The 26606-nt window shown below is 72.7% G+C and carries 23 protein-coding genes; 7 read left to right on the forward strand and 16 right to left on the reverse strand.

Annotation, left to right across the window (positions count from 1 at the left end; all coding sequences use genetic code 11):
* The first annotated feature begins 88 nt into the window (after positions 1–88).
* Positions 89–1078, forward strand: coding sequence for a carboxypeptidase-like regulatory domain-containing protein (locus tag BIV03_RS08105; RefSeq protein ID WP_071295292.1), 990 nt, complete (start codon positions 89–91; stop codon positions 1076–1078).
* 13 nt (positions 1079–1091) lie between these two features.
* On the opposite strand, the gene BIV03_RS08110 is transcribed toward BIV03_RS08105, so the two are convergent.
* On the reverse strand, positions 1092–1595 hold the full coding sequence (locus BIV03_RS08110) for an AAA family ATPase (RefSeq protein WP_217637357.1): 504 nt from the start codon (positions 1593–1595) through the stop codon (positions 1092–1094).
* 78 nt (positions 1596–1673) lie between these two features.
* Here BIV03_RS08110 and BIV03_RS08115 point away from each other — a divergent pair, with 78 nt between their 5' ends.
* The gene (locus BIV03_RS08115; protein ID WP_071295293.1) at positions 1674–2921 is read left to right on the forward strand and encodes an MFS transporter; all 1248 of its coding nucleotides are present in this window, start codon (positions 1674–1676) and stop codon (positions 2919–2921) included.
* Positions 2922–2947: 26 nt separating this feature from the next.
* Here BIV03_RS08115 and BIV03_RS08120 read toward each other — a convergent pair whose 3' ends face one another.
* From BIV03_RS08120 to BIV03_RS08150, 7 genes are all read right to left on the reverse strand, one after another.
* Positions 2948–3553, reverse strand: coding sequence for a pyridoxal 5'-phosphate synthase (locus BIV03_RS08120; protein ID WP_071295294.1), 606 nt, complete (start codon positions 3551–3553; stop codon positions 2948–2950).
* Positions 3550–4392, reverse strand: coding sequence for a creatininase family protein (locus BIV03_RS08125; RefSeq protein ID WP_217637358.1), 843 nt, complete (start codon positions 4390–4392; stop codon positions 3550–3552). The genes BIV03_RS08120 and BIV03_RS08125 overlap by 4 nt, the downstream gene beginning before the upstream one ends.
* Positions 4389–5753: an FAD-binding oxidoreductase gene (locus BIV03_RS08130; RefSeq protein ID WP_071295295.1), complete on the reverse strand. Its 1365-nt coding sequence runs from the start codon at positions 5751–5753 to the stop codon at positions 4389–4391. The genes BIV03_RS08125 and BIV03_RS08130 overlap by 4 nt, the downstream gene beginning before the upstream one ends.
* A 117-nt stretch (positions 5754–5870) precedes the next feature.
* The gene (locus tag BIV03_RS08135; RefSeq protein ID WP_070416834.1) at positions 5871–7058 is read right to left on the reverse strand and encodes a nitrate ABC transporter substrate-binding protein; all 1188 of its coding nucleotides are present in this window, start codon (positions 7056–7058) and stop codon (positions 5871–5873) included.
* A 70-nt stretch (positions 7059–7128) separates the two neighbouring features.
* Complete coding sequence (locus tag BIV03_RS08140; RefSeq protein ID WP_071295296.1) at positions 7129–7998, reverse strand: ABC transporter permease; 870 nt, start codon at positions 7996–7998, stop codon at positions 7129–7131.
* Complete coding sequence (locus tag BIV03_RS08145; protein ID WP_254790797.1) at positions 7998–8765, reverse strand: ABC transporter ATP-binding protein; 768 nt, start codon at positions 8763–8765, stop codon at positions 7998–8000. Before BIV03_RS08145 ends, BIV03_RS08140 begins: the two co-directional genes overlap by 1 nt.
* 37 nt (positions 8766–8802) lie before the next feature.
* Positions 8803–10086 carry an amidohydrolase family protein gene (locus BIV03_RS08150; RefSeq protein WP_071295297.1) on the reverse strand — a complete coding sequence of 428 codons (1284 nt, stop codon included), beginning with the start codon at positions 10084–10086 and terminating at the stop codon, positions 8803–8805.
* Positions 10087–10273: 187 nt separating this feature from the next.
* On the opposite strand from BIV03_RS08150, the gene BIV03_RS08155 reads away from it, so the two are divergent.
* Both BIV03_RS08155 and BIV03_RS08160 read left to right on the forward strand, forming a co-directional pair.
* On the forward strand, positions 10274–10891 hold the full coding sequence (locus BIV03_RS08155) for a helix-turn-helix domain-containing protein (protein WP_071295298.1): 618 nt from the start codon (positions 10274–10276) through the stop codon (positions 10889–10891).
* Positions 10888–11841, forward strand: a complete 954-nt coding sequence (locus BIV03_RS08160) for a PDR/VanB family oxidoreductase (RefSeq protein WP_083403287.1) — start codon at positions 10888–10890, stop codon at positions 11839–11841. The genes BIV03_RS08155 and BIV03_RS08160 overlap by 4 nt, the downstream gene beginning before the upstream one ends.
* Positions 11842–11850: 9 nt before the next feature.
* On the opposite strand, the gene BIV03_RS08165 is transcribed toward BIV03_RS08160, so the two are convergent.
* Positions 11851–13248, reverse strand: a complete 1398-nt coding sequence (locus BIV03_RS08165; RefSeq protein WP_071295299.1) for an amidohydrolase family protein — start codon at positions 13246–13248, stop codon at positions 11851–11853.
* 154 nt (positions 13249–13402) lie between these two features.
* Between BIV03_RS08165 and BIV03_RS08170 the strand changes: the two genes are divergently transcribed.
* A complete protein-coding gene (locus tag BIV03_RS08170) occupies positions 13403–14701 on the forward strand; it encodes an amidohydrolase family protein (protein ID WP_071295300.1) in 1299 nt (432 codons plus the stop codon).
* Positions 14702–14721: 20 nt separating this feature from the next.
* On the opposite strand, the gene BIV03_RS08175 is transcribed toward BIV03_RS08170, so the two are convergent.
* From BIV03_RS08175 to BIV03_RS08185, 3 genes are read right to left on the reverse strand one after another with little or no spacing between them, the layout of a single operon-like run.
* Positions 14722–15714, reverse strand: coding sequence for an XdhC family protein (locus BIV03_RS08175; RefSeq protein WP_071295301.1), 993 nt, complete (start codon positions 15712–15714; stop codon positions 14722–14724).
* The gene (locus tag BIV03_RS08180) at positions 15714–18491 is read right to left on the reverse strand and encodes a molybdopterin cofactor-binding domain-containing protein (protein WP_071295302.1); all 2778 of its coding nucleotides are present in this window, start codon (positions 18489–18491) and stop codon (positions 15714–15716) included. The genes BIV03_RS08175 and BIV03_RS08180 overlap by 1 nt, the downstream gene beginning before the upstream one ends.
* The gene (locus tag BIV03_RS08185; RefSeq protein ID WP_071295303.1) at positions 18488–19306 is read right to left on the reverse strand and encodes a xanthine dehydrogenase family protein subunit M; all 819 of its coding nucleotides are present in this window, start codon (positions 19304–19306) and stop codon (positions 18488–18490) included. Before BIV03_RS08185 ends, BIV03_RS08180 begins: the two co-directional genes overlap by 4 nt.
* Before the next feature lie 284 nt (positions 19307–19590).
* On the opposite strand from BIV03_RS08185, the gene pucL reads away from it, so the two are divergent.
* Together pucL and BIV03_RS08195 are read left to right on the forward strand one after the other, a co-directional pair.
* Positions 19591–20535 carry a factor-independent urate hydroxylase gene (gene pucL, locus BIV03_RS08190; RefSeq protein ID WP_071295345.1) on the forward strand — a complete coding sequence of 315 codons (945 nt, stop codon included), beginning with the start codon at positions 19591–19593 and terminating at the stop codon, positions 20533–20535.
* Entirely contained in the window at positions 20532–21101 is a 570-nt protein-coding gene (locus BIV03_RS08195) for an NTP transferase domain-containing protein (RefSeq protein WP_254790799.1), read from the forward strand. The genes pucL and BIV03_RS08195 overlap by 4 nt, the downstream gene beginning before the upstream one ends.
* A 26-nt stretch (positions 21102–21127) precedes the next feature.
* On the opposite strand, the gene BIV03_RS08200 is transcribed toward BIV03_RS08195, so the two are convergent.
* The 4 genes from BIV03_RS08200 to BIV03_RS08215 all read right to left on the reverse strand — a co-directional run bounded on the left by BIV03_RS08200 (position 21128) and on the right by BIV03_RS08215 (position 26574).
* Complete coding sequence (locus BIV03_RS08200; RefSeq protein WP_139201907.1) at positions 21128–21640, reverse strand: hypothetical protein; 513 nt, start codon at positions 21638–21640, stop codon at positions 21128–21130.
* A 106-nt stretch (positions 21641–21746) separates the two neighbouring features.
* Positions 21747–24257, reverse strand: a complete 2511-nt coding sequence (gene opgC, locus BIV03_RS08205) for an OpgC domain-containing protein (RefSeq protein WP_071295346.1) — start codon at positions 24255–24257, stop codon at positions 21747–21749.
* Positions 24254–24667 (reverse strand): ATP-binding protein, encoded by a 414-nt coding sequence (locus tag BIV03_RS08210; RefSeq protein ID WP_070416845.1) that lies wholly within the window; start codon positions 24665–24667, stop codon positions 24254–24256. Before BIV03_RS08210 ends, opgC begins: the two co-directional genes overlap by 4 nt.
* Complete coding sequence (locus tag BIV03_RS08215) at positions 24664–26574, reverse strand: glycosyltransferase (protein ID WP_229087042.1); 1911 nt, start codon at positions 26572–26574, stop codon at positions 24664–24666. Before BIV03_RS08215 ends, BIV03_RS08210 begins: the two co-directional genes overlap by 4 nt.
* Positions 26575–26606 lie beyond the last annotated feature (32 nt).

Here is a 26606-nt window from a genome sequence, read left to right on the forward strand (position 1 = left end):
AGGCGCGGTGCGGGTCGGACCCGCACCGCGCCTCCCGTGCGCGTACAGTCCCACGCAACACGTGGCTGGCGGGCGATCGGGGAACGCGATGCGACAGATCATCGGGACGACACTGGTCGTGGCGCTGGCAACGGCCGCGCTGATCGGTGTGGCGCCGCCGGCGAACGCGGCCGGGTCGGGCACGATCGCCGTGCAGCTCGCGACGCCGGACGGCACCCCGATCCGGTTGGCGGACGTCGAACTCGCCGCGATCGGCATCGACGCCGTCGTCGGGACCGCCACCACCGACGTCGACGGCACCGCGACGTTCGCCGGCATCCCCGCCCCGGACACCGTGACGGTGACCACACGGCAACTCCCGCCGCACGGACCGGACACCTACGCCCCCGGACTCCGTTCGGACATCGCGGTCCGCGGTGGCACGACGGTCGCGGTGACCGTGCCTCTCGTCCGTGGCGCCACCGTGCAGGGTGGGGTGGTCGGCCCCTCGGGTCCCGCTGCCGGACGGCTGATGTACGCGTGGAACGAGGACACCTCGCAGGTGTTCCGGACGACCTCGGACAGCGCGGGACGGTACCGGTTCCTCGGGTTGAGCACCGGTCAGTACCGCATCGAGGCGTACGCCAGCGGCACGGCGTCGCCCGCCGTGTGGAAGACGCGGGTGTACCAGCAGCGGGGGACGCTCCCGGCGTCGCAGGTGACGTTGTCGCAGCACTACGCGCACGGCGACTACGACCTGGCCGTCTTCGCGAACACGGCGTCCCGCACCCCGTCGCCGCAGCTCAGTGGCGCGAGCGTCGTGGTGACGGAGGCGACGAGCGGAGCGTCGTTCTCGACCCGGTTCTCGACGCTGCTCGACGACGAGCAGACGGCCCAGTTCCAGATCCCCTCCGGGCAGTACGTGGTCGAGCTCCGGACGACGGCGACGACCACGACGCCGGCGGGTTCCCTGTGGCTCGGCCGTCCGGGGGGCGTGTACCGGTACGTGACCGACCGGGCGCAGGCCGTCCCGGTGAGGGTCGTGTTCGGCGGGTTCAACGGGTGGGGTGGAACGGTGCCGGAGGCAGCGTCGCGCTGACCGGCGACGTTCCTCACCCGGACGCGCCCGCGGACGACGCGATGGCGATCAGGTCGGACACCACCTCGTGCAGCGGTCGAGCCGCGTCGAGTTCGTGCGTGCACCCGGCACGGAGGAGCGGCTCCACCTCGACGAGATCCGCCTCGATCATCCGGCGCTCGAGCGCGGTCTTCCCGTAGGGGTTCGTCGTACGGCGCGCGACCCGATCGAGCATCACCTCGAGCGGAGCGCTCAAGAGCACGATCGCATCGAACCGGTCGGAGAACTCGGACTGGTTCCGGACGCACCCCTGGACGAAGAGCGAGCGGTCGTCCACCGCGTCCAGGAGCCCGGAGATCTCCGCCTCGACCCACATCCACTCGCCCTGGTGCGCTTCGTCGGGTGGATCCGGCAGCGCCCGGTACTCGCGCCATCCCGGATCATCGGTGTCCACGACCCGGTAGCCGTGCGTCGCGAGCTCGATCAGCGCGGACGACTTCCCGGTTCCCGACATCCCGGTGATCAGCACCTTCGACACAGCACCACACTAGGACCACGGTCGAGCACTGGCGGCTGCGCCCTTGCTCGAGGTGTCACGGTCTGCCAGCGTTGGGACATGGGCGACGACGTGACCACGCTCCGTCGCGTGCCGGGCTTCCTCCCCTACTGGTGGGCCGCGACCGTCTCGTCGTTCGGGTCAGCCGTGAGCGCGGTCGCCGTGCCGGTCCTCGTGGTGACGGTGCTGCACGCCAGTCCGTTCGAGCTCGGACTGGTGAACGCTGCCCAGTTCCTCCCGTACGCCGTGTTCGGTCTGGTCGTCGGCGCGTCCGTCGACCGCTTCCGGCGGAAGCCGCTGCTGATCTGGGCGAGCATCGGTCGCGGCGTGAGCCTCGGTGCGATCCCGGTGCTGTGGTTCACCGGGCTCCTGAACCTGTGGGCGACTGCGGCGGTGCTGTTCCTGTTCGGCATCCTGTCCGTCGTGGGGTTCGCGGCAACGCAGTCGCTCCTCCCCAGGATCGTGCCGCGCCCGCTCCTCCTGGCGGCGAACGCGCGGGTGGACCAGAGCGATGCGGCGGCGCAGACGGCGGGCCCAGCGCTCGGCGGGGTCCTGGTCAGCATCGTGACGGCGCCGGTCGCGATCGCGCTCGACGCGGTGAGCTACTTCGTCGACGCGTTCCTCGTCGCCCGGGTCCGCGTCGTCGAGCACCAGCCGGCACGGCCGGCCAGGACGAGCCTGCGGAGTGACATCGTGGACGGTCTGCGCTGGACGTACGGCAACGCAGTGCTCAGACCGCTGGCCCTGTCCACCCACGTCTGGTTCCTCGCCAACGCCGCCGGCCTGACGGTGTTCGCGACCCTCGCGCTCCGCACGCTCGCGCTCCCCGCAGCGCTGTACGGGGCCGTCATCGCCGTCAGTGGGATCGCGATGCTCGTCGGCGCGACCGCTGCGACACGCCTCGGCACCCGGTTCGGTGCCGGCCGGACGATCATCGCCGCACGAGCCGCCTACCCGATCGCCTGGGCGGCCATCACGCTCGTGACGCTCGGTACCGGCGGCGCAGCACGGCCGACGACGGTCGTGGTCCTGTTCGTCGCCTTCGCCGTGCACGGTGCCGCAGCAGGCTGCGAGAACGCGAACGAGATGGTCCTCCGCCAGACCGTGACACCGGACGCCCTCCTCGGGCGTGTGAACGGCACGATGCGCAGCGCGAACCGGACGCTCGCAGCGGTGGGAGCAGTGAGCGGGGGTGCCCTCGTGACCCTGACCGGGGACGGCTTCGCGCTGCTCGCCGTGACGGTCGTGTTCGCGGCCGCCGTCGTCGTCGCTGCGTGGTCTCCACTGCCCAGGGCGACCGTTCGCTAGGAAGGCTCCACCCGACACAGGGGTGGTCACCCCGGCCAGGACTCCCGCGACCACGACCCGTCCGGGCGCCGGTGGTAGGCGAGCCGGTTGCTCGCCGCGTCCGTCGCCCCGCGCCAGAACACCATCCGCACCGGTGTGAGCGCGAACCCCGCCCACGTGCTCGGCGGCTCGAGGTCCGTGCCGGCCCGTTCGCGGCCGAACGCCGCCCAGGCCTCCCGGCGCCGGGCCGGTGTGTCCGCAGCGGACGCGTGGTCGTTGACCCACGCGAGCACCTGCAGGTACCGCGTCCTGGCCGCGTAGGCCGAGCGGGCCTCGTGGTCGGAGACGGGCGCCACGTCACCGACCACGACGAGCTGTCGCGCGGCCTCGGGCCAGTGCAGGGTCACCCCGGCACGGGGCACCGCCGCGAGTTCGGCGGCCTTGCGGCTGCGCGAGTCGGTGTGGAAGTGCAGGCGCTCCCCGTCGAACAGGGAGAGCAGGACCGTCCGGGCGTCGGGGTAGCCGTCGAGCCCGACGGTGGAGAGGGTCATGGTCGGACCCGGGGCGTCCGACGCGGCGGGGAGCCACGATGCCGCGAGGGTCAACGGGTCCGCCGGCACGGGCTCATCGTCGACCCCTCGCGGCACGGTCACGAGACCGCGGCGTCGGCGGGGCGGGCCACCGCCGGACGGCTCACCGCCGGGTCGAACCGTGCGATCTCGTGCAGCGACGCCACGGCCTCGGCGACCGAGTGCTCCCAGAGGACGGCACCGTACGACGCCGTCGCCCGGCTGGCGTCGCCGACGACCCCGGGCGTCCCGAAGTCGTCGGACAACCACCCGAACGACACCGGGCCGCCGTTGAAGGCGATCTTCTCGAAGCCGGCGATGTGCTCCGGCACCCATCGCTCCGCGAGCGACATGTCGACCAGGTCCGGGCGCAGGTGCAGGATCATCGACGTCTCCGCGGCGCCGCCGTGGATCCCCAGCCCGAGCTCGTCCGCGTCCTCGCCGTCCGGGCCGGGGACGCGCGCGAGGGTCGGCATGAGGAAGGTCTTCAACCCGTAGCGCTTCCGGATCTCGCGCAGGGCGACCTGCAGCAGGGCGACGTTGCCGCCGTGCCCGTTGGCGAACACCAGGGTGCCGGCACCGGTGAGGGCGACCGCGCGGCCGATCTGCACGGCGGTGTCGAACATCGTGTCGCTGTCGAGCCACACCGTGCCGGGTGCCCAGCTGTGCTCGTCGGACTTCGTGAACGACAGCGTCGGGAGCTGCCAGACGTCCAGCCCCTCGGCGGCCGCCTGCTCGACCGCCGCCCCGCCGATGTGCTCGGCGAGCAGGTGGTCGGTCAGGAGCGGCAGGTGCGGGCCGTGGTGCTCGACGGCGCCGGTGGGCTGCACGACGATCGTGTCCGGCCCGAAGCCCGCCGCGACGGCCGGACCCGACAGTTCCGCGAGCCGACGCGAGCGGACCGTGCCGATGCCGGCGCTCACTTGCCGAACCCCGGGACGACGGGCTGCGCGGACGCGGTGGAGCCACCGCTGACCACGAGCGACGGGTCGATGACGTGCCCGGGGTTGAGCAGCCCCGCGGGGTCGGTGCGCTGCTTCAGCGCCACGAGCTCCTCGACGCCGTGGTCGACGTAGTACTGGTGCGGGCTGTGCACCCGGACGCCGAGTTCGCGGAGCACCGGGTAGCCGGCGTAGACGTCCTCGGCCCCGGTGTACGGCGCGGTGAGCATCCCGATCGGTCCGACGTGCGCGGCCTCGATGTGGAGCATGCCGCCGGGGTAGACGGCCTCGACCTCGGCGATCCGGTCGATGAGCGCCTCACCGCCGACCTCGACGTGGAAGTACTCGGTGTCGCTCGTGTTCCGCTTCAGCCACCAGATCGGGTGGTTGTACGACAGCATCGACACCTTCGTGGTCTGCTGCAGGCCCTCACGGACGTCCAGGACCTCACCGCCGGCGGCCTCGATGCGTGCCCGGGCCTCGTCGAGCGCGACGTCGTCGATGATCGCTCGCAGGCTCGCACGGTCGTCGGGAACGGCCAGGTCGGACGGCAGCGTCGCGGCGATCTCGGCACGGTCGGCGCTCACGAGCCGCGGCACCGGGTCGAGTCCGCGCAGCGTACGGACGGCGACGAGCGCGTCCTCGAAGGTGGGGAACGCCGCGTAGACGGCTCGCCACTCCTGCAGCGGCTCGAGCCGGACGGTGGCGCGGGCGATGACGCCGGCGGTGCCGTAGGTGTGCACGAACGGCTGCGCCTCGTCGCCCTCGACGTGCAGCAGCTCGTCGGCGCCGGGGAGCGCGACGTCGAGCGCCGTGACGAAGCCCTGCCAGTTCGACCCGTGCGCGATCGACCCGGTGCCGCCGGAACCACCGGACAGGAAGCCGCCGATGGTCGACTGGGCGGTGGACGGGTACATCCAGAGCTGCTGGCCCGTGGCGGCGGCCGCCTGCTCCAGGGCGACCATGGACGCGCCGGCCTCGGCGGTGATCCAGCCGTCGCCGACCTCGACGACGGCGCGTGCCCGCGACGTGTCGAGGACCAGGCCGCCGTGCAGCGGGATGCCCTGGCCGTAGTTGCCGGTGCCCTTCCCGCGGGTGGTGACGGGGACGCCGTGCCGGACCGCGGCCTGCAGGGTGGCGGCGATGTCGTCGGCGCTGGCCGGCGACGCGACGAGGTCGGCGAGGCCGAGGGGCAGCTGCTCGCTGAGGATCGGACTCATGGTGGCCTCGTCGACGGAGGCGCGGGCCCGCGTGCGCTCGTCGGCGCTCACGCCGCGCTCACCGAGCAGTGCGACGAGCTCGGCGCGCAGCGCCTCGACGGAGGTGGGGGTGACGGTGGTCATGCTCACTCCTGGTGGGTGGGTGGTGCGGGGACGACGGACGGGAGGCGCGGGGCGGCGTGGCACCGCGCCTCCCGTCCGCTTGTTGGTCGGCTCCCGTTCGACGGGAGCCGACCGGTGTCAGGAACCCAGACCGATGGACTTGTCGAGGAACTCGTTCGTGTACAGGTCGGAGGGCTTCAGGCCGCTCTTGACGTCACCGGTGCCGGCGAAGACGGGCGTCGCCTTGGCGATGAAGTCCTGCATGCGCTGTTCGTCCATCGACCCGATGTAGCCGTCGGTGTCCTTCGCGAGGCCGAGCTTCACCATCTGGGCCGCGGCGAACGCGCCGACCTTCGAGTCGTAGGTCCAGCCGTTGTTGTACTGCTGCACGAGCTTCGTGATGAGGTCGTTCGTGGCGCCCGGGGACTTCAGGTAGTCCACGTCGGCCTGCTGCATGACCGGCACGAGCTTCTGCAGGCACGGCTCGAGCTTCTTCAGGTCACCGGTACGGACCGACATCGCCTCGGGGTAGGGGTTCCACCCCGTGCTCGAGACGAGCGCGTAGTCGACCTTCTTGCCCCAGGCCGCGACCTGGTTCTGGTAGATGTACGGCTCGGCGGTCGCGAAGCCCTGCTGCGCGTCCTTGCCGCCTGCGGACACGAACTTCGACGGGGTGCCGTCGTAGCTGCCGTCGAGGACCTTCTTCGGCAGGATCCCGGACTGCTCGAGGTAGGTCATGTACGCGGCGCCGTTGAAGTAGCGGACGACGCCGCCGTCCTTCTCGAGTGCCTTGCCGAGGCTCTTGATGCTGTCGACCTCCGGGTACGTCTTCGGGTCCCACATGATCGACATCGGGGACTGGTCGTTCTCGGCGAACACCGCCGTGGTGGGCAGGTTGCCGGAGAACTGCACCTGCTCGTCCGTGGACATGTACCCGAGGGTGATGTCCTTGTCCTGGTACATCTGCGACGCGACCTTGGTGTAGCCGATCGCCGGGCCGCCGGCACGGATCTCGAGCTTGACGCCGGTGCTCTTGCCGTTGGCGTAGAGGTCGCCGGTGACGGTCTTGCCGGAGGAGTCGATCACCGGGTTCGGGCCGAGCATCTGGTAGAGGTGGCCGTGCTCGCCCTCGGGGTTCCAGTCGGTCTGGACGACGACGGTCGCGGGGCACGCGCCGGCGAGGTCGACCTTCGGCCCGGAGGCGGTCGACGAGGTCGCGGCGGTCGTCCCGGTGCTGCCGGAAGACCCCGCCGCGCAGCCGGTGAGGGCGATGGCGGTGGCGGCGAGGGCGGCGGTGGCGACGCCGAGGCGGGAGGTGGTGCGCATGGAGGCTCCGTTCGTGGTGCGGGTCTCGTGGTGCTGTGGTGGGAAGGGGTGTGGGTTCTGGGGGGGGGGATCAGCTGAAGTCGTGCCAGCGGCCGACGGCCAGGCGGCCGATCAGGCCGAACACGAGGAAGACGGCGACGCCGTAGAGCGAGGCGATCAGGATGGTCGCGTACAGCTCGGGGCCCATCAGGCGCGATGCGGTCACCTGGATGAGGACGCCGAGCCCGGGGTTGCCGCGCTGGAAGAACTGGTCGCCGACGATCGCCCCGATGACGCTCAGCCCGGCGGAGGTGCGCAGGCCGACGAAGATCGACGGCAGCGCGGCGGGGAACTGCAGCTTGACGAGCTGGGCGAACCGGCCGGCACGCTGCAGCTGGAACAGCTCACGCTGCGCGCGGTCGGCGGACTGCAGCCCGAACAGCGTGTTCGACACCATCGGGAACAGCGCGATCATCACGGTGACGATCACGCGGCTGACGAACTCGTAGCCGAACAGTGCGCCGATGAGCGGCACGAGGGCGAGGATCGGCACGCACTGCAGCACCACGGCGTACGGGTACAGCGAGTTCTCGAGCCACTTCGCCTGCGCCATCGCCATCGCCCACACGACGCCGATCACGATCGCGAAGCCGAGGCCGGTGAGCGAGACGACGGTGGTGCGTCCGAGGGCGGACCAGAGGTCGGAGCCGAACGTGGACGGCGACCCGTCCGGCATCGTCGGCGCGACGATCGCCTTCGCCACGAGGTGCGGGTACGGCACGAGGAAGGCCAGGCCGCGGACGTGGTCGTAGTACGCGGCCGCCGCGTACCAGATGCCGACGAGCACGGCGAGGACGACGACGGGCTGCCACCACGCGATGCCGCGGCGGGCCCGAGGAGCGGCGCGACGGGCGGCGGCCCGGACCGCGCGGGTCTCGGCGGCCTCCTGCAGGGTGACCATCAGCGGTGTCCTTCCCGGAGCGCGTGCGAGACCTCGCCGACCAGTTCGGCGAACTCGGGTGTGAAGCGGATGTCGGGGTCGCGGGGCATCGGGAACGGCACGTCGAACCGGCCGACGACGCTGCCGGGGCGCCCGGACATCACGATCACCTCGGTGGAGAGGTACACGGCCTCGGACACGGAGTGCGTGATGAAGAGCCCGGCGAACTGCTGCTCGACGAAGAGCCGGAGGAGCTCGTCGTTGAGGCGTTCGCGGGTGATCTCGTCGAGGGCACCGAACGGCTCGTCGAACAGGAAGAGCTCCGGGTCGAGGGTGAGCGACCGGGCGAGCGAGACCCGCATCCGCATGCCGCCGGACAGCTGCTTCGGCAGGTTCGTCTCGAAGCCGTTCAGGCCGACGAGCTCGATGGCGTGGGCGGCCTTGGCGGCTCGCTCGGCCTTCGACACGTGTCCGAGCTCGGCGAGCAGCTCGACGTTGCCCTGCACGGTGCGCCAGGGCAGGAGCGTGGCGTCCTGGAAGACGTAGCCGATGCGGTCGGCCGCGACACCGGCCGACCCGTCCGACGCGGTCTCGAGGCCGGAGGCGATGCGGAGCAGCGTGGACTTGCCGCAGCCGGACGGGCCGACGACCGAGACGAACTGGCCGCGGTCCACGGTGAGGTCGACGCCCTGCAGGGCGATGGTGCCGTTCGGGAAGGTCATCTCGACGTTGCGGAAGTCGAGCAGCGTGTCCGTCGTGGCGACGGGTGGCGGGGCGGTGGTGGTCACGATCACCTCGGGTTCTCGGTGCGGGCGGGCGGAGGGGTCAGGCGGGGACGGCGGCCGCGGCTGCGGCCGGCGTGGCGACGGTCCGTCGCACCTCGGTGCGGGCGACGAGTCGCCCGCGAGACAGGACGACGCGGTCGGCGGGGGCGTTCGCGACGGCGTCGGTGACGCTCGTCGCGGCCACGGCGAGCAGGTCGGCGCGCCGCCCGGGGACGGGACCGGCGGCCGGGAGGCCCATCACGCTCCGGGCGGTGTCGCTCACCATCGCGTACGCCTGGTCCGGCGTCACGTGGCCGGCGGAGACGAGCAGCGATGCGGTCTCGAAGGCGTCGCTCCGGCCGACCGGGTTGAAGGGGTCGCGGACGTTGTCCGCGCCGGCGGCGACGCGGACGCCGGCGTCGAGGAGCGCCTGGATGGCGGTCAGTCCCCGCGGCGTGGCGACCGGGTACTGCCAGCCCTGCAGGTACAGGTTCGTGATCGGGAGCGTGATCACGCCGAGGTCGGCTGCGGCGACGTCGGCGACCACCTCGGCGAGCCGCTCCGGCCCCAGGGTGCCGAGCCGGACGCAGTGCCCGGCGGAGTACTGCCGGTCCCGTCGCAGCGAGCGGGACGCCCGGGCGTAGTGGTCGAGGGTCACCGGGCCGTCGAGGCTCTCGTCGGCGTGCAGGTCGACGCCGAGGCCCCGTCGGTGGGCGATGGCGAGGAGTCGGTCGACGTCCGCGAGGGGGTCCTCGGCGAGGTGCGGGGCGCCGCCGACCAGGTCCACGCCGAGGTCGAGTACCGCCTCGACGTGCTCGTCCGGGGCGAGCGGGCCGGCGAGGGCGACGAGCTCGATGTCCATCAGGCCGGCGAGTTCGTCGCGGACCTGCACGAGGGCGCGGGCGCCGCGCAGGGCCTGCTCCGTGGTGGCGGGCCGGTCGGCCGCGCTGTGTCGGCCGCTGAGGACGTCGACGTGGCTCCGGACGGCCGTGGTGCCGGCGGCGAGCAGGGTGAGGGCGGCGGTCCGGGCCCGGTCGGCGATGTCCTCGACGGTCATGGTCGTCGCGTGCGCGGTCCACGAGGCGATCGCGGCACCGAGGTCGCCGAGCGGCGGCCGGATGACGTCGGCGCTGAGGGCCTTGTCGAGGTGGGCGTGCGGTTCTGCCGGTGCGGTCAGGAGCAGCCGGCCGCCGAGGTCGATCGTCTCCTCCGCCGGCGCCGCGAGGGTGCCGGCCGGGGCCACGGTGGAGACGGTCTCGCCGTCGATCGCGACGTCGACCGACCGGCCGTCCGGCAGCAGCGCGGAGCGCAGGAGGGCGATCGGGCGGGGCACTGACGAGTCCATCCGGAGCCTCTCGATCGTGTGTGAGAATGTTGATCGCATCAACATCTCCGATGCTAGGGCGGCAGTGTTTCCCTCTCGTTTCGAGGCGGTTGCCGTGTGTGACGCCCGCCCCGACGCGACCGGGAGCGGGAACGAGCGTTCCGGCCGAGCGGTCGGGACGGCCCCACCGAGGACGAGAGGAGCGCGCGTGAGCACCGGCACCACCACCGAGACCGACCGCGTCGTCGACGACCAGACCCAGCGGATCGGTGAGCACATCCGTGCCCGTCGACGCGCCGCACGACTGACGCTCGTGCAGGTCGCCGAACTGACCGGGCTGTCGCACCCGTTCCTCAGCCAGGTCGAGCGCGGGCACTCCCGCGCCAGCATGGTGTCCCTCGAGAAGATCGCCGCGGCGCTCGGCACGACCCAGGTCGAACTGCTCGCAGCCGGTGCCCCCGAGCGACCGGAGCACGAGGTCCGCCTGCCCGAGGTCATCCGTGCCGGCGAGGGCGCCCGCGGACCGTTCTCGAGCGGCGAGGCCCGGCTGCTCGTGCACGCCGGCCCACACGCGTTCGAGCCGCTGGAGTGGGTCGGCGACAACACGGACCTCGGCGAGTACTTCGAGCACCACGAGGACGAGTTCCTCACCGTGCTCGCCGGCCGCGTGCACCTCGACCTGCGCGGACGGGAACCGCTCGACCTCGGGCCCGGCGACTCGGCGTACTACCGCGGCGGCACCGGCCACCGGTGGTGCAGCGCGGACGGCAGCCGCTTCCACATGATCGTGGTCAAGGAGACCCCGCGCGCCGGAGCGATCGCGTGAGCGCCGTGCCGGAGCGTCGGCGGCTGCGCGTCGCCGCCCGCCACGAAGTCGCCACGGACGTCGTCGCACTCGACCTGGCCCGGGTCGACGGTCCGGCACTGCCGGACTGGGAACCCGGAGCGCACGTCGACCTCGAGGTCTCCCCCGGGACCGAGCGCCAGTACTCGCTCGTCACGACGACCGCCGACGGGCACTGGCGCATCGCCGTGCTCCGCGAGCCCGACGGCCGCGGCGGATCGGTCGCCGTGCACGAGGCGCTGGCGGTCGGCGACGAGGTCGTGGTGGCCGGGCCGCGGAACCACTTCGGCCACGACCCGGCGCGCCGCGCGGTCTTCGTCGCCGGGGGCATCGGGATCACGCCGATCCGGTCGATGATCGCCGCCGCCGAACGCGCCGGCACCCCGTGGGAGCTCCACTACGCGGGGCGGTCCCGCGACCGCATGGCGTTCGTGCACGAGCTCGTCGCCGCGCACCCCGACCGGGTCGTCGTGGCGGCGGCCGACGAGGGCGTCCGGCTCGACGTCGACGCGCTCCTCGCCGCACCGCGCGACGCGGTCGTGTACTGCTGCGGGCCGCGCGGGCTCATGGACGCGGTCGAGGCCGCCGCCGAGCACTGGCCGGCGGGCAGCGTCCGCGTCGAGCGCTTCGAGCCCGCCGCGGACGTCGACGCCCCCGGCGAGGCCTTCGAGGTCGAGCTCACGGTCACCGGCGTCACCGTGACGGTTCCAGCCGACCGGACCCTGCTCGAGGTCGCGGAGGACGCCGGCGCCTTCGTGCTCTCGTCCTGCCGGGAGGGCACGTGCGGCACCTGCGAGACCCCCGTGCTCGAGGGCGCGGTCGAGCACCGGGACACCGTGCTCAGCCCCGAGGAGCAGGCCGACGACCGCACCATGATGGTCTGCGTGTCCCGCGCCCGGCGCGGCTGCCCGCGACTGGTGCTCGAACTCTGACCGGACGGACTACGGACGCTCGGTGCCGTCGAGCGGGCCGCCGGTGAGCGCGGACAGGCGCTCCAGCCCCGCTTCGGCCACGAGCTGCCGGGCGAGCGGACGCGCCCGTTCGACCGCCTCACGCACGTCCACCCGGGTGACGTCGCCGTCCGCGACGCTCAGCTCGCCGTCCACCCAGACGTCGCGGACCTCGCGGCTGCCGGCGACGAAGACCACCGCCTGGTAGGGGTCGTGGACGTTCGCGAGGGTCGGGGAGTCGCCGTCGAGGACGACCAGGTCCGCGCGCTTGCCCGGCTCCAGCGAGCCGATCTCGTCCTCCATGCGCAGGGCACGGGCGCCGCCGATCGTCCCCATCTCGAAGGCCTCGCGGGCGCTCATCGCGGTGGCCTGCAGGTCCCGCACCCGAGCGAGCAGCGCGGCCGTCTTCATCGCCTGCAGGAAGTCCTGGGAGTCGTTCGACGCCGGGCCGTCGACCCCGATGCCCACCGGGACGCCGAGCGCACGGAGTTCCGCGATCGGGGCGATGCCGCTGGCGAGGATCCCGTTCGCGACCGGGTTGTGGGCCACGCCGACGCCGTTGGCCGCGTACCGCTCCCGGTCCTCGCGGTCCACCCAGACGCTGTGCGCGGCGATCACCGGGACCTGGAACATGCCCGTCGCCTCGGCGTGCCCGATGGCCGTCCGTCCGGTGCGCTGCCGGGCCGCGGTGACCTCCTCGCGCACCTCGTGGAAGTGCACGTGCACGCCGTGGCCGCCGGCGACCGCGTAGTCGACGTGCTCCTGCCAGGTGTCGTCCGTGTACCGCCCGATCGACGAGACGCCGACCCGGAACGTGCTGTACCGGCTGGCGGCGGCGGCCTCGCGCAGGGCCTCGAACTCCTCCAGGATGGGCGTCGCTCCGAAGTCGCGGTCGACGTCGCCGGAGCCGAACGACACGACCCCGCGCAGCCCGAGGTCCTCGAGCGCCTGCACCACGCCGGGTGTCGCCGGTTCGTCCGGCACCGGGTCGGCGCAGAACATGTCGTTCGCCGTCGTCACCCCGCTCCGGAGCAGCTGGATGCCCTGCAGCACCGTGCCCGCGTAGGCCTTGTCCCGGGTCATCACCGGGTTGACGCGCCCGATCAACGCCGTGAGCCACTCCCACAACGTGTACTGCGAACCGATCCCCGTGATGAGCCCCTCGCTGAAGTGGCCGTGGGTGTTCACGAAGCCGGGCGTGACGATGTCGTACGCACCGCCGCGCACCGGTGCGTCCGGGTGGGCCGCGGCGAGGTCGGCGTACGTGCCGACCGCGGCGATCCGGTCGCCGTCGAGGAGCACGGCTCCGTCGCGGATCGCGGCGGGCGTGGCAGCGCCGTCGGGTGCTGCGGTGAGCACCCATCCGGCGCGGATCAGGGTCTGTGTCATGGGGCGAACCTACGGTCCGCGTGTTCCCCGGGTGTTTCCGCCCGGTTACCCCGCGGTGCCGACCCACGGTCCTGGAACGCCGGGACCGAGCAGCGACGCCGTCCGTGCGCACCCCGTCACGGCCCGGAAACAGGGGACTGCTAGAAACACCACCATGCTGACCGTCACCAGAGCCCTTCGCGTCCTCGTCGACCCCCGGACCGAACGGGAGGGCGACGTCGTCGTCGACGACGGCAGCGACCTCGTCACCACCCTCGACGCATCCGGGTGCGTCGTCACGGCCGGTCTCGTCAACGCGCACCACCATCTCCTCCAGACCGCGTTCCGCACCCTGCCCGGAACTCGCGGCGTGCCGATGGCGGACTGGCTCCCGACCATGGCCGCGGCGTACGGACGGGTGGGGCACGACCCCGAGCTGTACGCACTGGCGGCGTCCGCCGGAGCCGCGGAGGGCCTCCTGTCCGGCGTCACGACGATCGCCGACCACCACCTGAACTGGCCCGCCGAGGCGACCACGGACGACACCGTCGCGCTCGCCGCGGCCACCGTGGGCGCGGTCCGCGGTCTCGGCGGTCGGGTCGTCTTCGTCCGCGGCTCGGCACGGGACGACCCGGACCGCGCGGCGGCCTCGGCGGACGCGATCGCGTCACGACTGCTGCACGACGACGCCGTCGGCGGCGTGGACCCGGACGGCGGGCTCCAGGTCGCCGTCGGTCCGGCCGGCGTGCACTCCGACGGCGAGGCGACCTTCCGCGCGCTCGGCGAGGTGGCGGCGCGACACGGACTCCGCCGGCGGACCCAGGCCAACGAACAGGTCGACACCGCGATCGCGCTCGAGCGCTACGGCCGTCGGCCGCTCGACCTGCTCGAGGAGTGGGGGTGGCTCGCGCCGGACGTCACGATCGCGCACCTCTGCGACGTCACCGACGACGAGATCGCCCGGCTCGCGGCAGCGGGCGTCACCGCCACGCACGCACCCGGGTGCGACGTGCCGATGGGCTGGGGCATCGCTCCCGTCGCACGGCTCGCCGCGGCCGGGGTCCCGGTCGGCCTCGGCACGAGCGGTGGCGGCAGCAACGACGCCGGACACCTGCTCGCGGACGCCCGGTTGGCCATGCAGGTGTCGGCGCTCGTCGGGCCGCAGCTGCCGGCGCGGCAGGTGCTCGGCGCGGCGACGGAGGGTTCCGCGACGGGGCTCGGGCGCCCGGAGCTCGGGCACCTCGGCGCCGGGAGCGCGGGCGACCTGTGCGTGTGGGACGTCTCCGGGGTGGCGGACGCGGGAGTCGCCGACCCCGTCGCGGGACTCCTCTGGGCCGCCCCCGGGCGGCGGCCCCGACACGTCGTCGTGGGCGGGCGCGTGGTGGTCCGCGACGGGGAGCTCGTCGCGGCGGACGAGCGGGAGATCACGGCGCGGCTCGCCGAACGACTGGCCCGGACACCCGCCGTCGCCTGACCCGATCGTGCGCCGCCGGCTCAGCTCGCGGACACCGCCCGGCGGTGGATGGGACCGGCACCGTCGACGAGCGCACCGCCGCCGGCGCCCGTCCGGACCGCGATCACCTCGGCCATGATCGCGACCGCCATCTCCGCCGGCGTCGTCGCACCGATGTCGAGCCCGATCGGGGACCGCAGCCGGTCGGTGTCCGGCGTCCCGAGCGCCCGCAGCTCCGCCATCCGACGTGCGTTCGTCGTGCGGGAGCCCATCGCCCCGACGTACCCGGCACCCCGTCGGAGCGCCGAGTCGACCACGGCGGCGTCGAACCGGTCGTCGTGCGCGAGCACCACGACGGCGGTGGTCGCGTCAACCGGCAACGCCTCGACCACACGCGTCGGCCAGCCCACGATGCGTTCGTCGGCGGCCGGGAAGCGCTCGTCGGTCAGGAACACCGGCCGCGGGTCGACGACCGTCACGGCGTAGCCGAGCACCGCGGCCGTGTTCGTCAGGGCCACCGCGAACTCGACCGCGCCCACCACGATGCACCGCGGCCGGACGTCGGCGCGCTCGACGAAGAGCCGGCCGCCGCAGCCGTCGGGGACGTGCACGACCGCGCCGAGCGTTGCCGGGTCGAGCGAGAGGCCGAGCGACGTCGGCACCCCGGACGCCGCGCGCCGGAGTGCGTCCACGACGTCGACGTCCTCGGGACGGACGCGACGGACCAGGACCTCGACGCGACCGCCGCAGCGGAGCGCCGGTGCCCACATCGCGTCGACGTCGTCCGGGCCGTCGTCGAACCCGAAGCGTTCGAGCACCGCCTCGCCGGTCTCGAGGACCTGCTCCGCAGTGTCGAACAGCGCCCCCTCGACGCACCCGCCGGAGATGGTGCCGACGACCTGGCCGCCGGGCAGGACGGCCATCGACGAGCCGACGCCGGTCGGCGCGCTGCCCGTCATCGCGACGGCCGTCGCGACGACCACGGGGTCCCCCGCGTCGAGGGCGGCCAGGAGGCGCGGTGCCAGTTCGAACATCACGCACCCCCGGCGTCGGTCGCGTCCTGGAGCATCGCCCAGACCCGGTCGCGCGTCATCGGCAGCCGGTGGGGGCGGACGCCGACGGCGTCGCGCACCGCGTTCGCGACGGCTGGCGCGACCGGGTTGTACGGCGCCTCGCTCATCGACTTCGCGCCGAGGGGGCCGAGCGGGTCGTGCGTGTCGGCGAAGCGCACCTCGGTGCGGGGCACGTCGGAGATCTTCGGCACCCGGTACGCCCGGAACGCATCGGTCGTCACCCGACCGGTCTCGTCCAGCACGACCTCCTCGTAGAGCGCCGAGCCGATCGCCTGCGCGGCGCCGCCCTCCACCTGGCCGCGGAGCTGCTCCGGGTTCAGGACGGTGCCGGCGTCCACCGCCTGCACGCTGTGCAGCACGCGGACCTCACCCGTCGGCCGGTGCACCGCCACCCGGGCGCCGTGCACGGTGAACGCGAGCGACCGTGGCGTGCCGTCGTGGCTGCCGTGCGCGACGAGCGGGCCGTCGGCGAGCAGCTCGGCGTGCCCGACGAGCTCCTCGCCGACGCGGACGCCGTCCGGCCCGATCGAGACCGCCGGCCCGAGCGGACCCGACGCGGTCCGGGGTGTCCGGGCGGCGACGAGCCCGAGGGCGCGCGCGGTCATGTCCTCCCGCAGTGCCTGTGCCGCGGCGTACAGCGCCTTGCCGGCGACCACGACCCCGGCGGACCCGAACGCCCCCGTGTCGTGCCGGGCAGCGTCGGTGTCCGACTGGTGCACGTCGACCCGGTCCGTGGTGGTGCCGAGGGCGGTGGCGACGAGCTGCGTGTGCACCGTCGTCGTCCCGTTGCCGAACTCGGCCGTGCCGACGCCGATGCGGTACCGGCCCTCCGCCGTGGCCTCGACCGACACGTGCGCGTGGTGCCCGCGCGGCGGCATCGTCGCGATCGCCGCGAGGGCGACCCCGGTGCCGAACGCCCAGTCACCGGAGTCGTCCAGCGGCGGCCCGTCCATGCGTGGGACCTCGGGCACCGGTGCACGGAGGGCGTCCTCCACCAGGTCGATGCACTGGTCGAGTCCGTAACTGCCCTCCCAGCGCAGGTCGTCCTGCTCGTCCGGGTCCGTGACCACGAGGGGGTCTCCGGGGACCACGACGTTCCGCCGCCGCAGGTCGAGCGGGTCGATGCCGAGCTCCCGGGCGAGCTCGTCCATGGCGGACTCGATCGCGAACACGACCTGGCCGAGTCCGTACCCGCGGAACGCCCCGGACGGCAGGTTGTTCGTGTACACGGACTCCGCGTCCACTCGCTTCGACGGGCACCGGTAGACGGCGACGGACTCGCTGACGGAGTGGAACATGACACCGATCCCGTGGTTGCCGTACGCGCCGGTGTCCATGGTCTGGTCGACGTGCAGTGCCGTCAGGTGCCCCTCGGCGTCGGCACCGAGCCGGACCCGCACGCGCATCGGGTGCCGGGTCGGGGCGATCGTGAACTCGTCACGCCGACTGAACTCGTACTGCACCGCGCGACCGGTCCGCAGCACCGCGAGGGTGACCAGGTCCTCGGTCAGCAACTCCTGCTTCCCGCCGAACCCACCGCCGACGCGCTTCGCGATGACACGGACTCGGCTCGGGTCGAGGCCGAACACGTGCGCGATCTCGTCACGCACCAGGAACGGGACCTGCGTCGCGGTCCGGAGCACGAGCCGCCCGTCGCGGTCGACGGACCCGCGGGTCGCGTGGGTCTCGAGCGCGGCGTGCGAGACGCGGCCGGTCGTCCAGGTGCCCTCGACGGTGGCCGCGGCCGTCGCCAGGGCTCCGTCGACGTCGCCCGTCTCACCGTGCAGGGCGGCGACCACGTTGCGGCCCGGCTCGGCGATCCGGTGCTCCTGGGTCGTCTTGTCGGCGTGCAGGAGCGGAGCGCCGGCGGCACGGGCCGCGTCCGGGTCGTGCACGCTCGGCAGCACCTCGTAGCGCACCCGCACGAGGGCGCAGGCCTGCTCGGCGATCCGGACGCTGTCCGCGACCACTGCGGCCACGCGCTGCCCACGGAACCGGAGCACCCGGTCGAGCACCCGGGTGTCGTCCGGGTCGTCCAGACGGGACTCGTGCCGACCGGTGGAGAACAGCACGCCGGGGTCGTCGTGGTGCGTGAGGACGGCGTGCACGCCCGGGAGGGCTTCGGCCGCCGCCGTGTCGATCGACACGATGCGGGCGTGCGGGTGCGGGCTGCCGAGGACCGCGAGGTGCAACAGGCCCTCGGTCCGCCGCACGTCGAGCGTGTACTCCTCGCGTCCGGTCACGATCGCCATCGCGGCGGGAGCGGCGACGGACGTGCCGATCGCCTGACCGGCCGCCGCGCACGCCGTGTTCGCGACCCCGTCCAGGGCGTCCTCGATCGCCCGGTACCCGGTGCACCGGCAGAGGTTGCCCTTCAACGCGCGGTGCCGGTCCGCCAGCGCGTCCTCGTCGAGCGTGGACGCCGTGACGACGTACCCGGCGGTGCAGAAGCCGCACTGGAAGCCCGGCGCCTCGGCGAACGCGCGCTGCACGGGGTGCGGGTCCTCCGGCGTGCCGAGCCCAGCCGCCGTGGTGACGGCACGCCCCGCCATCCGGTGCGCCGGCGTGATGCAGGAGTGGACCGGCACCCCGTCGACGAGCACCGAGCACGCACCGCAGTCGCCCGCGTCGCAGCCCTTCTTGACGGACGTCACCCCGTGCTCGCGGAGCAGGGTGCGGAGGACCTGACCGGGCTGCGGTTCGGCGTCCACCGTCGCGCCGTCGACTTCGAACCTCATGCCGCACCGCCCGTCGTCCCGAGCGCCTCGGCGACGAGCTCCGCCGCGAACCGCCGGCTCACCGCGCGCCGCCAGTCCGGGGATCCGTGCGGGTCGTCGTACCAGGCGTCGTGTGCCTCGAGTCGTGCGTCGACCTCCGCGGCGGTCGGGACCCCGGCGTGACGGAGCACGAGCGGCCGCGGGGTCGCCCCGGTCACGACGAGGACGAAGCCCGACGCCGACCACCGCGCCGTGACGAGTGCACCGGTCCGGCCGTGCGGGCTGAGGGACACCCGACGGAACCCGGTGCGCGCCACGAGGGCCGCTCGTGGCACGTCGAACGCCCGGATGACCTCACCCGGCGCGAGGTCGGTCGTCCGCGGCCCGGTGACCAGGTCCGCCACCGGGACCCGGCGCTCCCCGCCGTCCGGTGCCCAGACCTCCGCGACCGCGTCGAGCGTCACGAGCAGCGCGGTGATCGCCCCCGCCGGGAGGGCGACCGCGACGTTGCCGCCGACCGTCGCCTGGTTCCACACCTTGAACGACGCCAGCAACGCGTTGGCGCACCGGTCGACGAGCGGCCAGGCACGCCAGTCGTCCTCGGGCGCCACGCGCAGCAGCGAGGCGATCGTGCAGGTCGCGGCGATCCGGAGCCCTCCGGCGCTGCGCTCGGTGTCGCGCCACCCCAGTGCCGTGAGGTCGACGAGCCCGGTCAGACCCGGCTGTTCCTCCGAGTACAGCCAGGTGCCGCCGGCGAGGGGATACTCACCGGGACCGAAGGAGAGGTCGTCGCGGTGCGACGGTGTCCGCACGGTGCGGACGGAGACGAGGTCCATTGCAGGGTCCGATCGGGATGGTGGGACGGGTGTCGGTGGCGCCGTCGGACCGTCGTCCGTGCGCGATCATCCCGCGGTTCCACGCCGAGGACCGCCGGGGTGCGGATGTGTGCGCCACGGGGCCCTCCTCGATCGGGTGCGTCGTGGCGGCAACGCTATGGAACGGGTGTTTCCGTGTGGTTACGGGCGTTCGACGGCTGCGTCACGACCGGGCCGTGGCCGCTGACGGAGCTCGTGACCTGTTCGACCCACCGCCGAAACACTCGGGTGTCATCGTCGCCTCCATGGAGATCACCGACGTCCAGCCAGTCCCCACCACCACGACCGTCCACCTCGGTGCGAACCAGTACGGCAAGGCCGAGGTCCGGCTCGTCCGGGTGACGCGCGACACCGACCGGCACGAGATCGAGGACCTGACCGTCACGACGCAGTTGCGCGGCGCGGCGCTCGCCGACTCGTACACCGAGGGCGACAACGCGAAGGTCGTCGCGACGGACACGCAGAAGAACACCGTCTACGCCTTCGCGAAGGAGCACGGGGTGGGCACGCCGGAGGAGTTCCTCCTGCGCCTCGGCCGGCACTTCAGCACCGCCTTCGACTGGTACGACGGCTCCACCCTGTCCGCCGAGCAGCACACGTGGGAGCGGATCGTCGTCGACGGCCGGGAGCACGACCACTCGTTCGTCCGGGCCGGCCGTGGGACCCGCACGGCCGTGGTGCAGGTCGACGGCGACGACGTGCACGTGCTCGCCGGGGTCACCGACCTGACGGTCCTGAAGTCGACCGGCAGCGAGTTCCACGGGTTCCCGCGCGACGGGTACACGACGCTCGCGGAGACCGACGACCGGATCCTCGCGACCTCGGTGACGGCCCGCTGGCGCTACACGCCCGAGGCGGTGGCGGCGGGCATCGACTACGACGCCGTGTACGCCGGTGTCCTCGACCGCATGCTCGCGACCTTCGCCGAGCTGCACTCGCTGGCGCTGCAGCAGACCCTGTTCGCGATGGGCCGCTCGGCGATCGAGACGTTCCCGGAGATCGCCGAGGTGCGGTTCTCGATGCCGAACAAGCACCACTTCCTGGTCGACCTCGCACCGTTCGGCCTGGACAACCCCGGCGAGGTGTTCTTCGCCGCCGACCGGCCCTACGGCCTCATCTCCGGCACCGTCGTGCGCGACGGCGTCGCCGAGGCCCCTGCCGCGTGGACGTCGGTGCCGGCGTTCGTGTGACCGACGTGGTGGGCGTGCTGCTCGCCGCCGGTGCGGGGACGCGGATGGGGCGGCCGAAGGCGCTGGTCGCCGAGCCGGACGGCACTCCGTGGCTGCACCTCGGCGTCGACGCGCTCCTCGTCGGGGGCTGCGACCGGGTCGTCGTCGTCCTCGGCGCCGCCGCCGCCCGGGCGCGGGCCCTCGTGCCCGCCGTGGACGGGGTCACCGTCGTCGTCGCGGACGACTGGGCGGCGGGTCCGGGCGCGTCGCTCGCCGTCGGGCTCGCGGCCGTCACCGGTCCGGCGACGGCGTGCGTCTCCCTCGTCGACCTGCCAGGCCTCCCCGCGTCGGCCGTCCGGCGGGTGATCGGCGACGGTGACCACGCGGCGGCGCTCCGCCGCGCGGTCCACCACGGCGTACCGGGACACCCGGTGGTCGTCGGCTCGGAGCACCGCGCTGCGCTGGTCGCCGCGCTGTCCAGCGACCCCGTGCACGGCGCAGGGCCGTGGCTCGCGTCGTCGGGCGCGGAACCCGTCGAGTGCGGCGACCTGTGGGACGGTCACGACCAGGACCACCCCCGCTGCTAGCGGGGGTCGCGGTCACCCATCGCGTCTCACTGGACCGACCGCTCACGGCGGTCGAGTTCGGTCAGCATCGCGTCCGTCCGGCGGACCGCTCGAGGGGCAAGGATCAGGGAGGCGACCAGCATGACGAGGAAGAGGCCGACGAAGATCCAGGAGAGCGGTTGTCCGGACGCTGCGAGCCAGACGGAGAGGCCGGTCATCGGAACGTACAGCAGCGGGGCCGCCCATCGCAGCGGATGGTACTGGTTCCGGTGCTGCTGCACCGCGCGTCGCCATCCCTCGACGTCGACACCGGGCGGGACGACCCCGCGCCGGACTGCTCGACGGAAGCCCGCGTCCTGCAGGACGGTGCCGTACCCGCGCCGCAGCCGGATGAGGAAGATCGCCATGACGATGCCGTACGCGGCACCCGTGATGGCGGAGATCACGGCTCGCTCGACAGCGTTGAGCTCCGGCATCACGACGATCGTCACCAGGAACCACAGGCCGCCGAACGCGACGGCGAGTGCCAGCGCAGCCAACCACCACGGCCACCGTCTCATCAACCCCACACGACCAGCTTTCCAGACACGGGCGCACCGCGACCAGCTGACGGACGGGAGGCGCGGTGCGGGCCCGCCCCGCGCCTCCCGTCCGTCCCACAGCGCGTCAGCGCGGGATCACCGAGAACAGGAACCGCTTCCGCACCATGTACCAGGCCAGCAGGATCAGCAGGGTGTGGGTCGCGAAGCCGATCCAGCCGTTGCCCCAGTCGACACCCGGGATCGACGCGATCGCCAGCGCGAAGAACACCTGCCAGACGAACACGTAGAGACTCGCCTGCCCGATCGGGATCCACAGCCACCCGATGGCCTTCGCGATCGGCTTCCAGAACACGGTGAGGATCGCGTACGACACGATCGCGAAGAAGGCGATGTCGACCAGGCGCCCCCACTGCAGGTCGACGCGCTGGTAGGCGGTGTTGTACAGCTGGTCGTACATCGAGGCCGGGAACGGCACGGGCGTGAACCCGAAGTGGTCGCCCGCCCAGACGTAGACCAGGAACAGCGCGTACCCGCCGATGCCGACCCCGACGAGGACCTTGCCGAGGCGACCGGTCAGTGCGCCGATGATCTGCCGGCGGTAGTACCCGAGCACGAGTCCGTGGGTGAACACGACCTGCCAGGTGAGGAGCGGGAAGACCGCCTCGAACTGGGAGTTCAGCGGCCGGAACTCCGGGTTGAGCGCCTGGTAGACGTAGAGCGCCCAGCTGACGATGAGCAGCGCCCACCAGAACCCGCGGCGGATCACCCACATGAACGCCGGGATGAACAGGCTCAGCACCACGAAGAGGCCCATGATGTTGAACGGCCACGGGCCCATCTCGAGCAGCAGGAACTGCCGGATCGCGTACCAGGGCGGCGGGTACGCCAGCAGCTGCATCGCGTTCGGGTAGAGGTCGTACACGCGCCCCTCGGCGCCGACTCCCCCGGTGCCGGTCCCCCGGTCGGTGAAGGTGGTGATCGCGTCGGTGTTCAGGAACGGCACGAAGCTCAGCGCGAAGACGACGAGGATCACCCCGAGCGTGACGAGGTACTGCTTCCGCGCGCGTTTCCACGCCCCGATGGCGGCCGCCCACTCGCCGAACTTCTTGATGGCGAACGGGTAGGTCATGCCGAGGACCATGCCGGACAGGAACACGAACATCTCCGCGCCGGTGATCGCGCCGACGGCGTGCAGCGTGATGTACGAGTACGGTCCGCCGATCTCGATGTGGGTGATCACCACGGCGAGGATGATGAACCCGCGGAACAGGTCGAGCCGCAGGTCGCGCCCGGGCTTGCCGTCGTCGGGGTACCGCCAGCTCGGCAGCAGGCGACCGAACAGGCCGCTCAGCAGGAACACGACCGCGAGGCCGACGGCACACCAGACGATCCAGGCCATCTGGTCGCCGCCGGTGTCGTACTGCTGGTCGGTCGCCGCGGCGCCGTCCCGTGGCGTGACCTCGTCCGTCACGGGGCCGAACACGAAGTCGCCCGCGCGCTCGAGGTCGGTGCGGAACGAGCCGGCGATGCCGGGTACGGCGGTGTCGCGCCAGTCGGCCACGCGGTTGCCGGCCTCGGGTTCGCGGCGGTTCGTCTCGAGGAACGTCACGCCGCGGATCAACGGGCGGTCCTGCACGGCGGCGATCACCTGTCGCCACCAGCCCTGCTTCACCGGGAGCTCGTCGGCGCCCCGGAGCGAGTGGTCGTACAGCGCCCCGGTGTCGAGCAGCATCGGCCGGTCGTCGGCCACGGCGAAGCGGTCGTAGAAGCTCCCCTGCTGTCGCTGCTCGTAGCCCCAGGTCTCGTCGAAGCGAGCGGTGACCTCGCCGGCCTCGGGGACGTCGTTCCGGGTGAGCGGGACGTCCCGGCCGGCTGCCTCGGTCGCCTTGCCCTTGCCGAAGTACAGCATCGACAGCCCGACCCAGTCGACGGAGGAGTCCCCGGGCCAGTACGGCTCGTAGGGGTCGTCGGCCGCGGTGAGCTGTCCGTCGCCGTTCGTGTCGAGCTTCGAGACGTCGGTCGCGGAGAGGTCCTGCAGCCGGCCGGCGGACTCGCCGAAGGGGTAGCCCGCACCGTAGGACGGGGACCACACCATCAGCGCGTCCGAGCTGCCGCCGTGGACCGCGGTCGCGAGCGTCCGGAAGGCCGTGACGAACTGCGTCGGCTGCTGCCCCCACCGCACCCACGTGCCGTTCATCTGCGGGGCGAACCGGACGAGCACCTGGGTGTCGTACTGACGGTGGACCTCTTCGAGCAGGGCGTTCGCCGCACGGGCGTCGGCCGCGGTGAGGGACCGGAGCGACTGGTCGGGCTCGAGGCTCACCACGAGGACAGCGCCCTGCGTCGCGGCAGCGCGGGTGGCCCGGAGGAACTCCTTGCGGGCGCTGCGGTCGAGCGGGTACTGGATCTCCACGCCGTACATCGACGGCGTCGCACCGAGTCGTCCCGCGTACCCGGCCGGTGCGTCGTCGCCCCAGTCGATGTCCGGTCCGAACCAGGTCTTCCCGTCGGACGGCGCGATCGACGCACTGCTCGTCGCGGCAGCCTGCACCGCTGACGCCGGCAGCGCGCCACCCAGGGCGAACGTCGCGAGCACCACCAGGAACGCGACGAGCCGGGCAGCGGTCCGGCTCACCGTGCGCACACCAGGGTCCAGACGTTGTGACCACCCTCGTGTCGGTGCTCGAGCCGGTCGAGCGCGGCGATCGCGAGGGCCAGGCCCCGACCGCTCTCCTCGTCGGCGTCGGCCATCGTCACGGCAGCGAGGTCGATGTCGACCGGCAGCCCGTTGTCGGTGAGCACGGCGACGAGCTCGTGGTCGGTCGCGTCGAGTTCCACGGTGTAGCGCCGGCCGGCTTCCTGGTCGGCGCGTCGGGTGTGCTCGACGATGTTCGCGGCGATCTCGGCGAGGGCGGTCTCGAGGCCGAAGCGGAGCCGGACGTCGTCGATGCCGAGGGTGTCCCACCACGCGCCGAAGCGGTCCTGCACCTCGTCGAGGGACGCCGGCACCGCCGGGACGTCGAACTCGACCCGCGCCGGGCTCACAGGGGTCCCCCGGCCGTGCTCGACTCGTGCTCGGACTGCGCCGTGCCCGGTCCTCGGTAGAGCACGGCCCGGATGACGATGCTGAAGATGAACAGGTCGAACACGACCCATGCGGTGTTCACGAGCGGCGCGATGCCGGACGCCTGGCCGGTCAGGTACCGGATGCCGATCAGGATCAGCGCCGCCACGAGGGCCCCCATCGCGATGAGCTGGGGCTTCACGAGGTCCCACCGCGGCTTCTGCTCGGACTCGTCACGGACCTTCGGGGTGACCCGGAAGCCCAGCGGCTTGCCCCGGAACACGTTCTCGAACGCACTCGTGACGGACTCGATCCAGACCGGGAACAACGCCAACGAGTACTGCTGCCCGCGCCACGTCGGTCTGCCGGCCGCCACCACCCAGAAGAGCAGCTGGTTGAGGACGAGGAACGGGATGAGCCGGACGAAGAAGTCGACGCTGTACGCCTGGACCGGCACCACACCGAAGGACAGGCAGAGCACCGGGGCCGCGATGTAGACGATCGCGGCGAAGCCGGACAGGTAGCTCCACATCGTCGAGAAGTACATGAGCCGCTGCCCCCACGACAGGCCCTTCTGCACGAGCGGGTTCTCGCGGAAGAAGACCTGCATGGTGCCCTGCGCCCAGCGGAGCCGCTGCACGAGCATGGTCGGCAGGTCCTCGGGTGCGAGGCCCTTCGCCAGGATCTCGTCGTGGTAGGCCGACTTCCAGCCGAGGCCGTGCAGGCGCATGGCGGTCGCCATGTCCTCGGTCACCGAGATCGTCGCCAGCGGCATGATCGGCTGGGCCTCGTCGTCGCGGTTGACGTCGAGCGCCCGGGTGAGCACGGCGATGGACTCGATCGCGGCGACCGGTGAGGCGTCGCGGCGGCCGAGGACGTCGAGTGCCGCGTCGTCGAGGCCCGCGAAGGTGTTCGCGTCGGTCGACATCGCCGCGAGCTCCTGCAGGTCGTTGCGGACCGATTCGAGGTCGGACGCGGCGAACCGGTAGGAGATCGTGTCGATGCCGCGTTGGAAGTCGTAGGTGACGTCGCCGAGCGGCTCGCCCCGCTGGACCTGGTCGCGGGCGCGGTCGACCACGGCCTCGGCCTCGTCGAGCGCCCCGAGCACCCGCGGGTCGGTCTCCGTCTCGCGTGCACGGGCGAGGAGCTTCCGGGAGGTCTTGATCGTCCGCGCGACCGACGCCTCGACCTCGCGCACGTACCGGGTGACCCCGAGCTGCATGAGCGCCTCGCGCCGGAGGATCGCGTTCGACCCGCAGAAGAACGCGGCGTTCCACCCGTCCTTCGACTGCTGGATCGGCCCGTAGAACAGGGGCGCCTGGCTGCCGAGCAGGTCGGCTTCGGGGACGTTCTCGAACCACTGCGGCGTCTGGACCAGCGCCATCCGCGAGTCCTTGAAGTACCCGAGCGTGCGGTCGAGGATCGACGGTTCCGGGACCTGGTCGGCGTCGAGGATGAGGAGGAACTCCCCCTGGGTCGCGAGCAGGGCGTTGTTGAGGTTCCCCGCCTTGGCGTGCCGCGGTCGGTCGATCCAGTCGGCGCCCCGGGTGATCACGCCGATCCCGAGCGACTCGGCGGCGGCGCGCATCTCCGGACGGTTGCCGTCGTCGAGGATCCACGTGGTGTGCGGGTGCGTGATCGCCTTCGCCGCCGTCGCGGTGCGGACGACGAGGTCGACGGGCTCGTTGTACGTCGTGATGAAGACGTCGACGGTCACGGGGTCCTGCGGCGGGGTCGGCGGTTCCCCGCGTTCACGGAGCCGCCAGGCCCCGAACGCGAAGAGCAGCGAGTCGATCACGCTGTACGTCTCGGCGAGGATCAGCGGGACGGCGATCCACCACGAGTGCCAGTTCACCGAGGCGGCCCAGCGCCAGACGATGTAGTTCACGCCGGCGATCGAGGCGAGCAGGGCGACGGTCC

The sequence above is a fragment of the Curtobacterium sp. MCBA15_016 genome, from assembly GCF_001865105.1.
In the GTDB taxonomy this organism is placed as follows: domain Bacteria; phylum Actinomycetota; class Actinomycetes; order Actinomycetales; family Microbacteriaceae; genus Curtobacterium.

Excerpts from the sequence above, each read along its gene's own strand:
- BIV03_RS08135 (WP_070416834.1), bottom strand. The coding sequence starts at position 7,058 with ATGCGCACCACCTCCCGCCTCGGCGTCGCCACCGCCGCCCTCGCCGCC.
- BIV03_RS08170 (WP_071295300.1), top strand. The coding sequence starts at position 13,403 with ATGCTGACCGTCACCAGAGCCCTTCGCGTCCTCGTCGACCCCCGGACC.
- BIV03_RS08140 (WP_071295296.1), bottom strand. The coding sequence starts at position 7,998 with ATGGTCACCCTGCAGGAGGCCGCCGAGACCCGCGCGGTCCGGGCCGCC.
- BIV03_RS08165 (WP_071295299.1), bottom strand. The coding sequence starts at position 13,248 with ATGACACAGACCCTGATCCGCGCCGGATGGGTGCTCACCGCAGCACCC.
- BIV03_RS08130 (WP_071295295.1), bottom strand. The coding sequence starts at position 5,753 with ATGACCACCGTCACCCCCACCTCCGTCGAGGCGCTGCGCGCCGAGCTC.
- BIV03_RS08150 (WP_071295297.1), bottom strand. The coding sequence starts at position 10,086 with ATGGACTCGTCAGTGCCCCGCCCGATCGCCCTCCTGCGCTCCGCGCTG.
- BIV03_RS08175 (WP_071295301.1), bottom strand. The coding sequence starts at position 15,714 with ATGTTCGAACTGGCACCGCGCCTCCTGGCCGCCCTCGACGCGGGGGAC.
- BIV03_RS08180 (WP_071295302.1), bottom strand. The coding sequence starts at position 18,491 with ATGAGGTTCGAAGTCGACGGCGCGACGGTGGACGCCGAACCGCAGCCC.
- BIV03_RS08115 (WP_071295293.1), top strand. The coding sequence starts at position 1,674 with ATGGGCGACGACGTGACCACGCTCCGTCGCGTGCCGGGCTTCCTCCCC.
- BIV03_RS08105 (WP_071295292.1), top strand. The coding sequence starts at position 89 with ATGCGACAGATCATCGGGACGACACTGGTCGTGGCGCTGGCAACGGCC.
- BIV03_RS08200 (WP_139201907.1), bottom strand. The coding sequence starts at position 21,640 with ATGAGACGGTGGCCGTGGTGGTTGGCTGCGCTGGCACTCGCCGTCGCG.
- pucL (WP_071295345.1), top strand. The coding sequence starts at position 19,591 with ATGGAGATCACCGACGTCCAGCCAGTCCCCACCACCACGACCGTCCAC.
- BIV03_RS08185 (WP_071295303.1), bottom strand. The coding sequence starts at position 19,306 with ATGGACCTCGTCTCCGTCCGCACCGTGCGGACACCGTCGCACCGCGAC.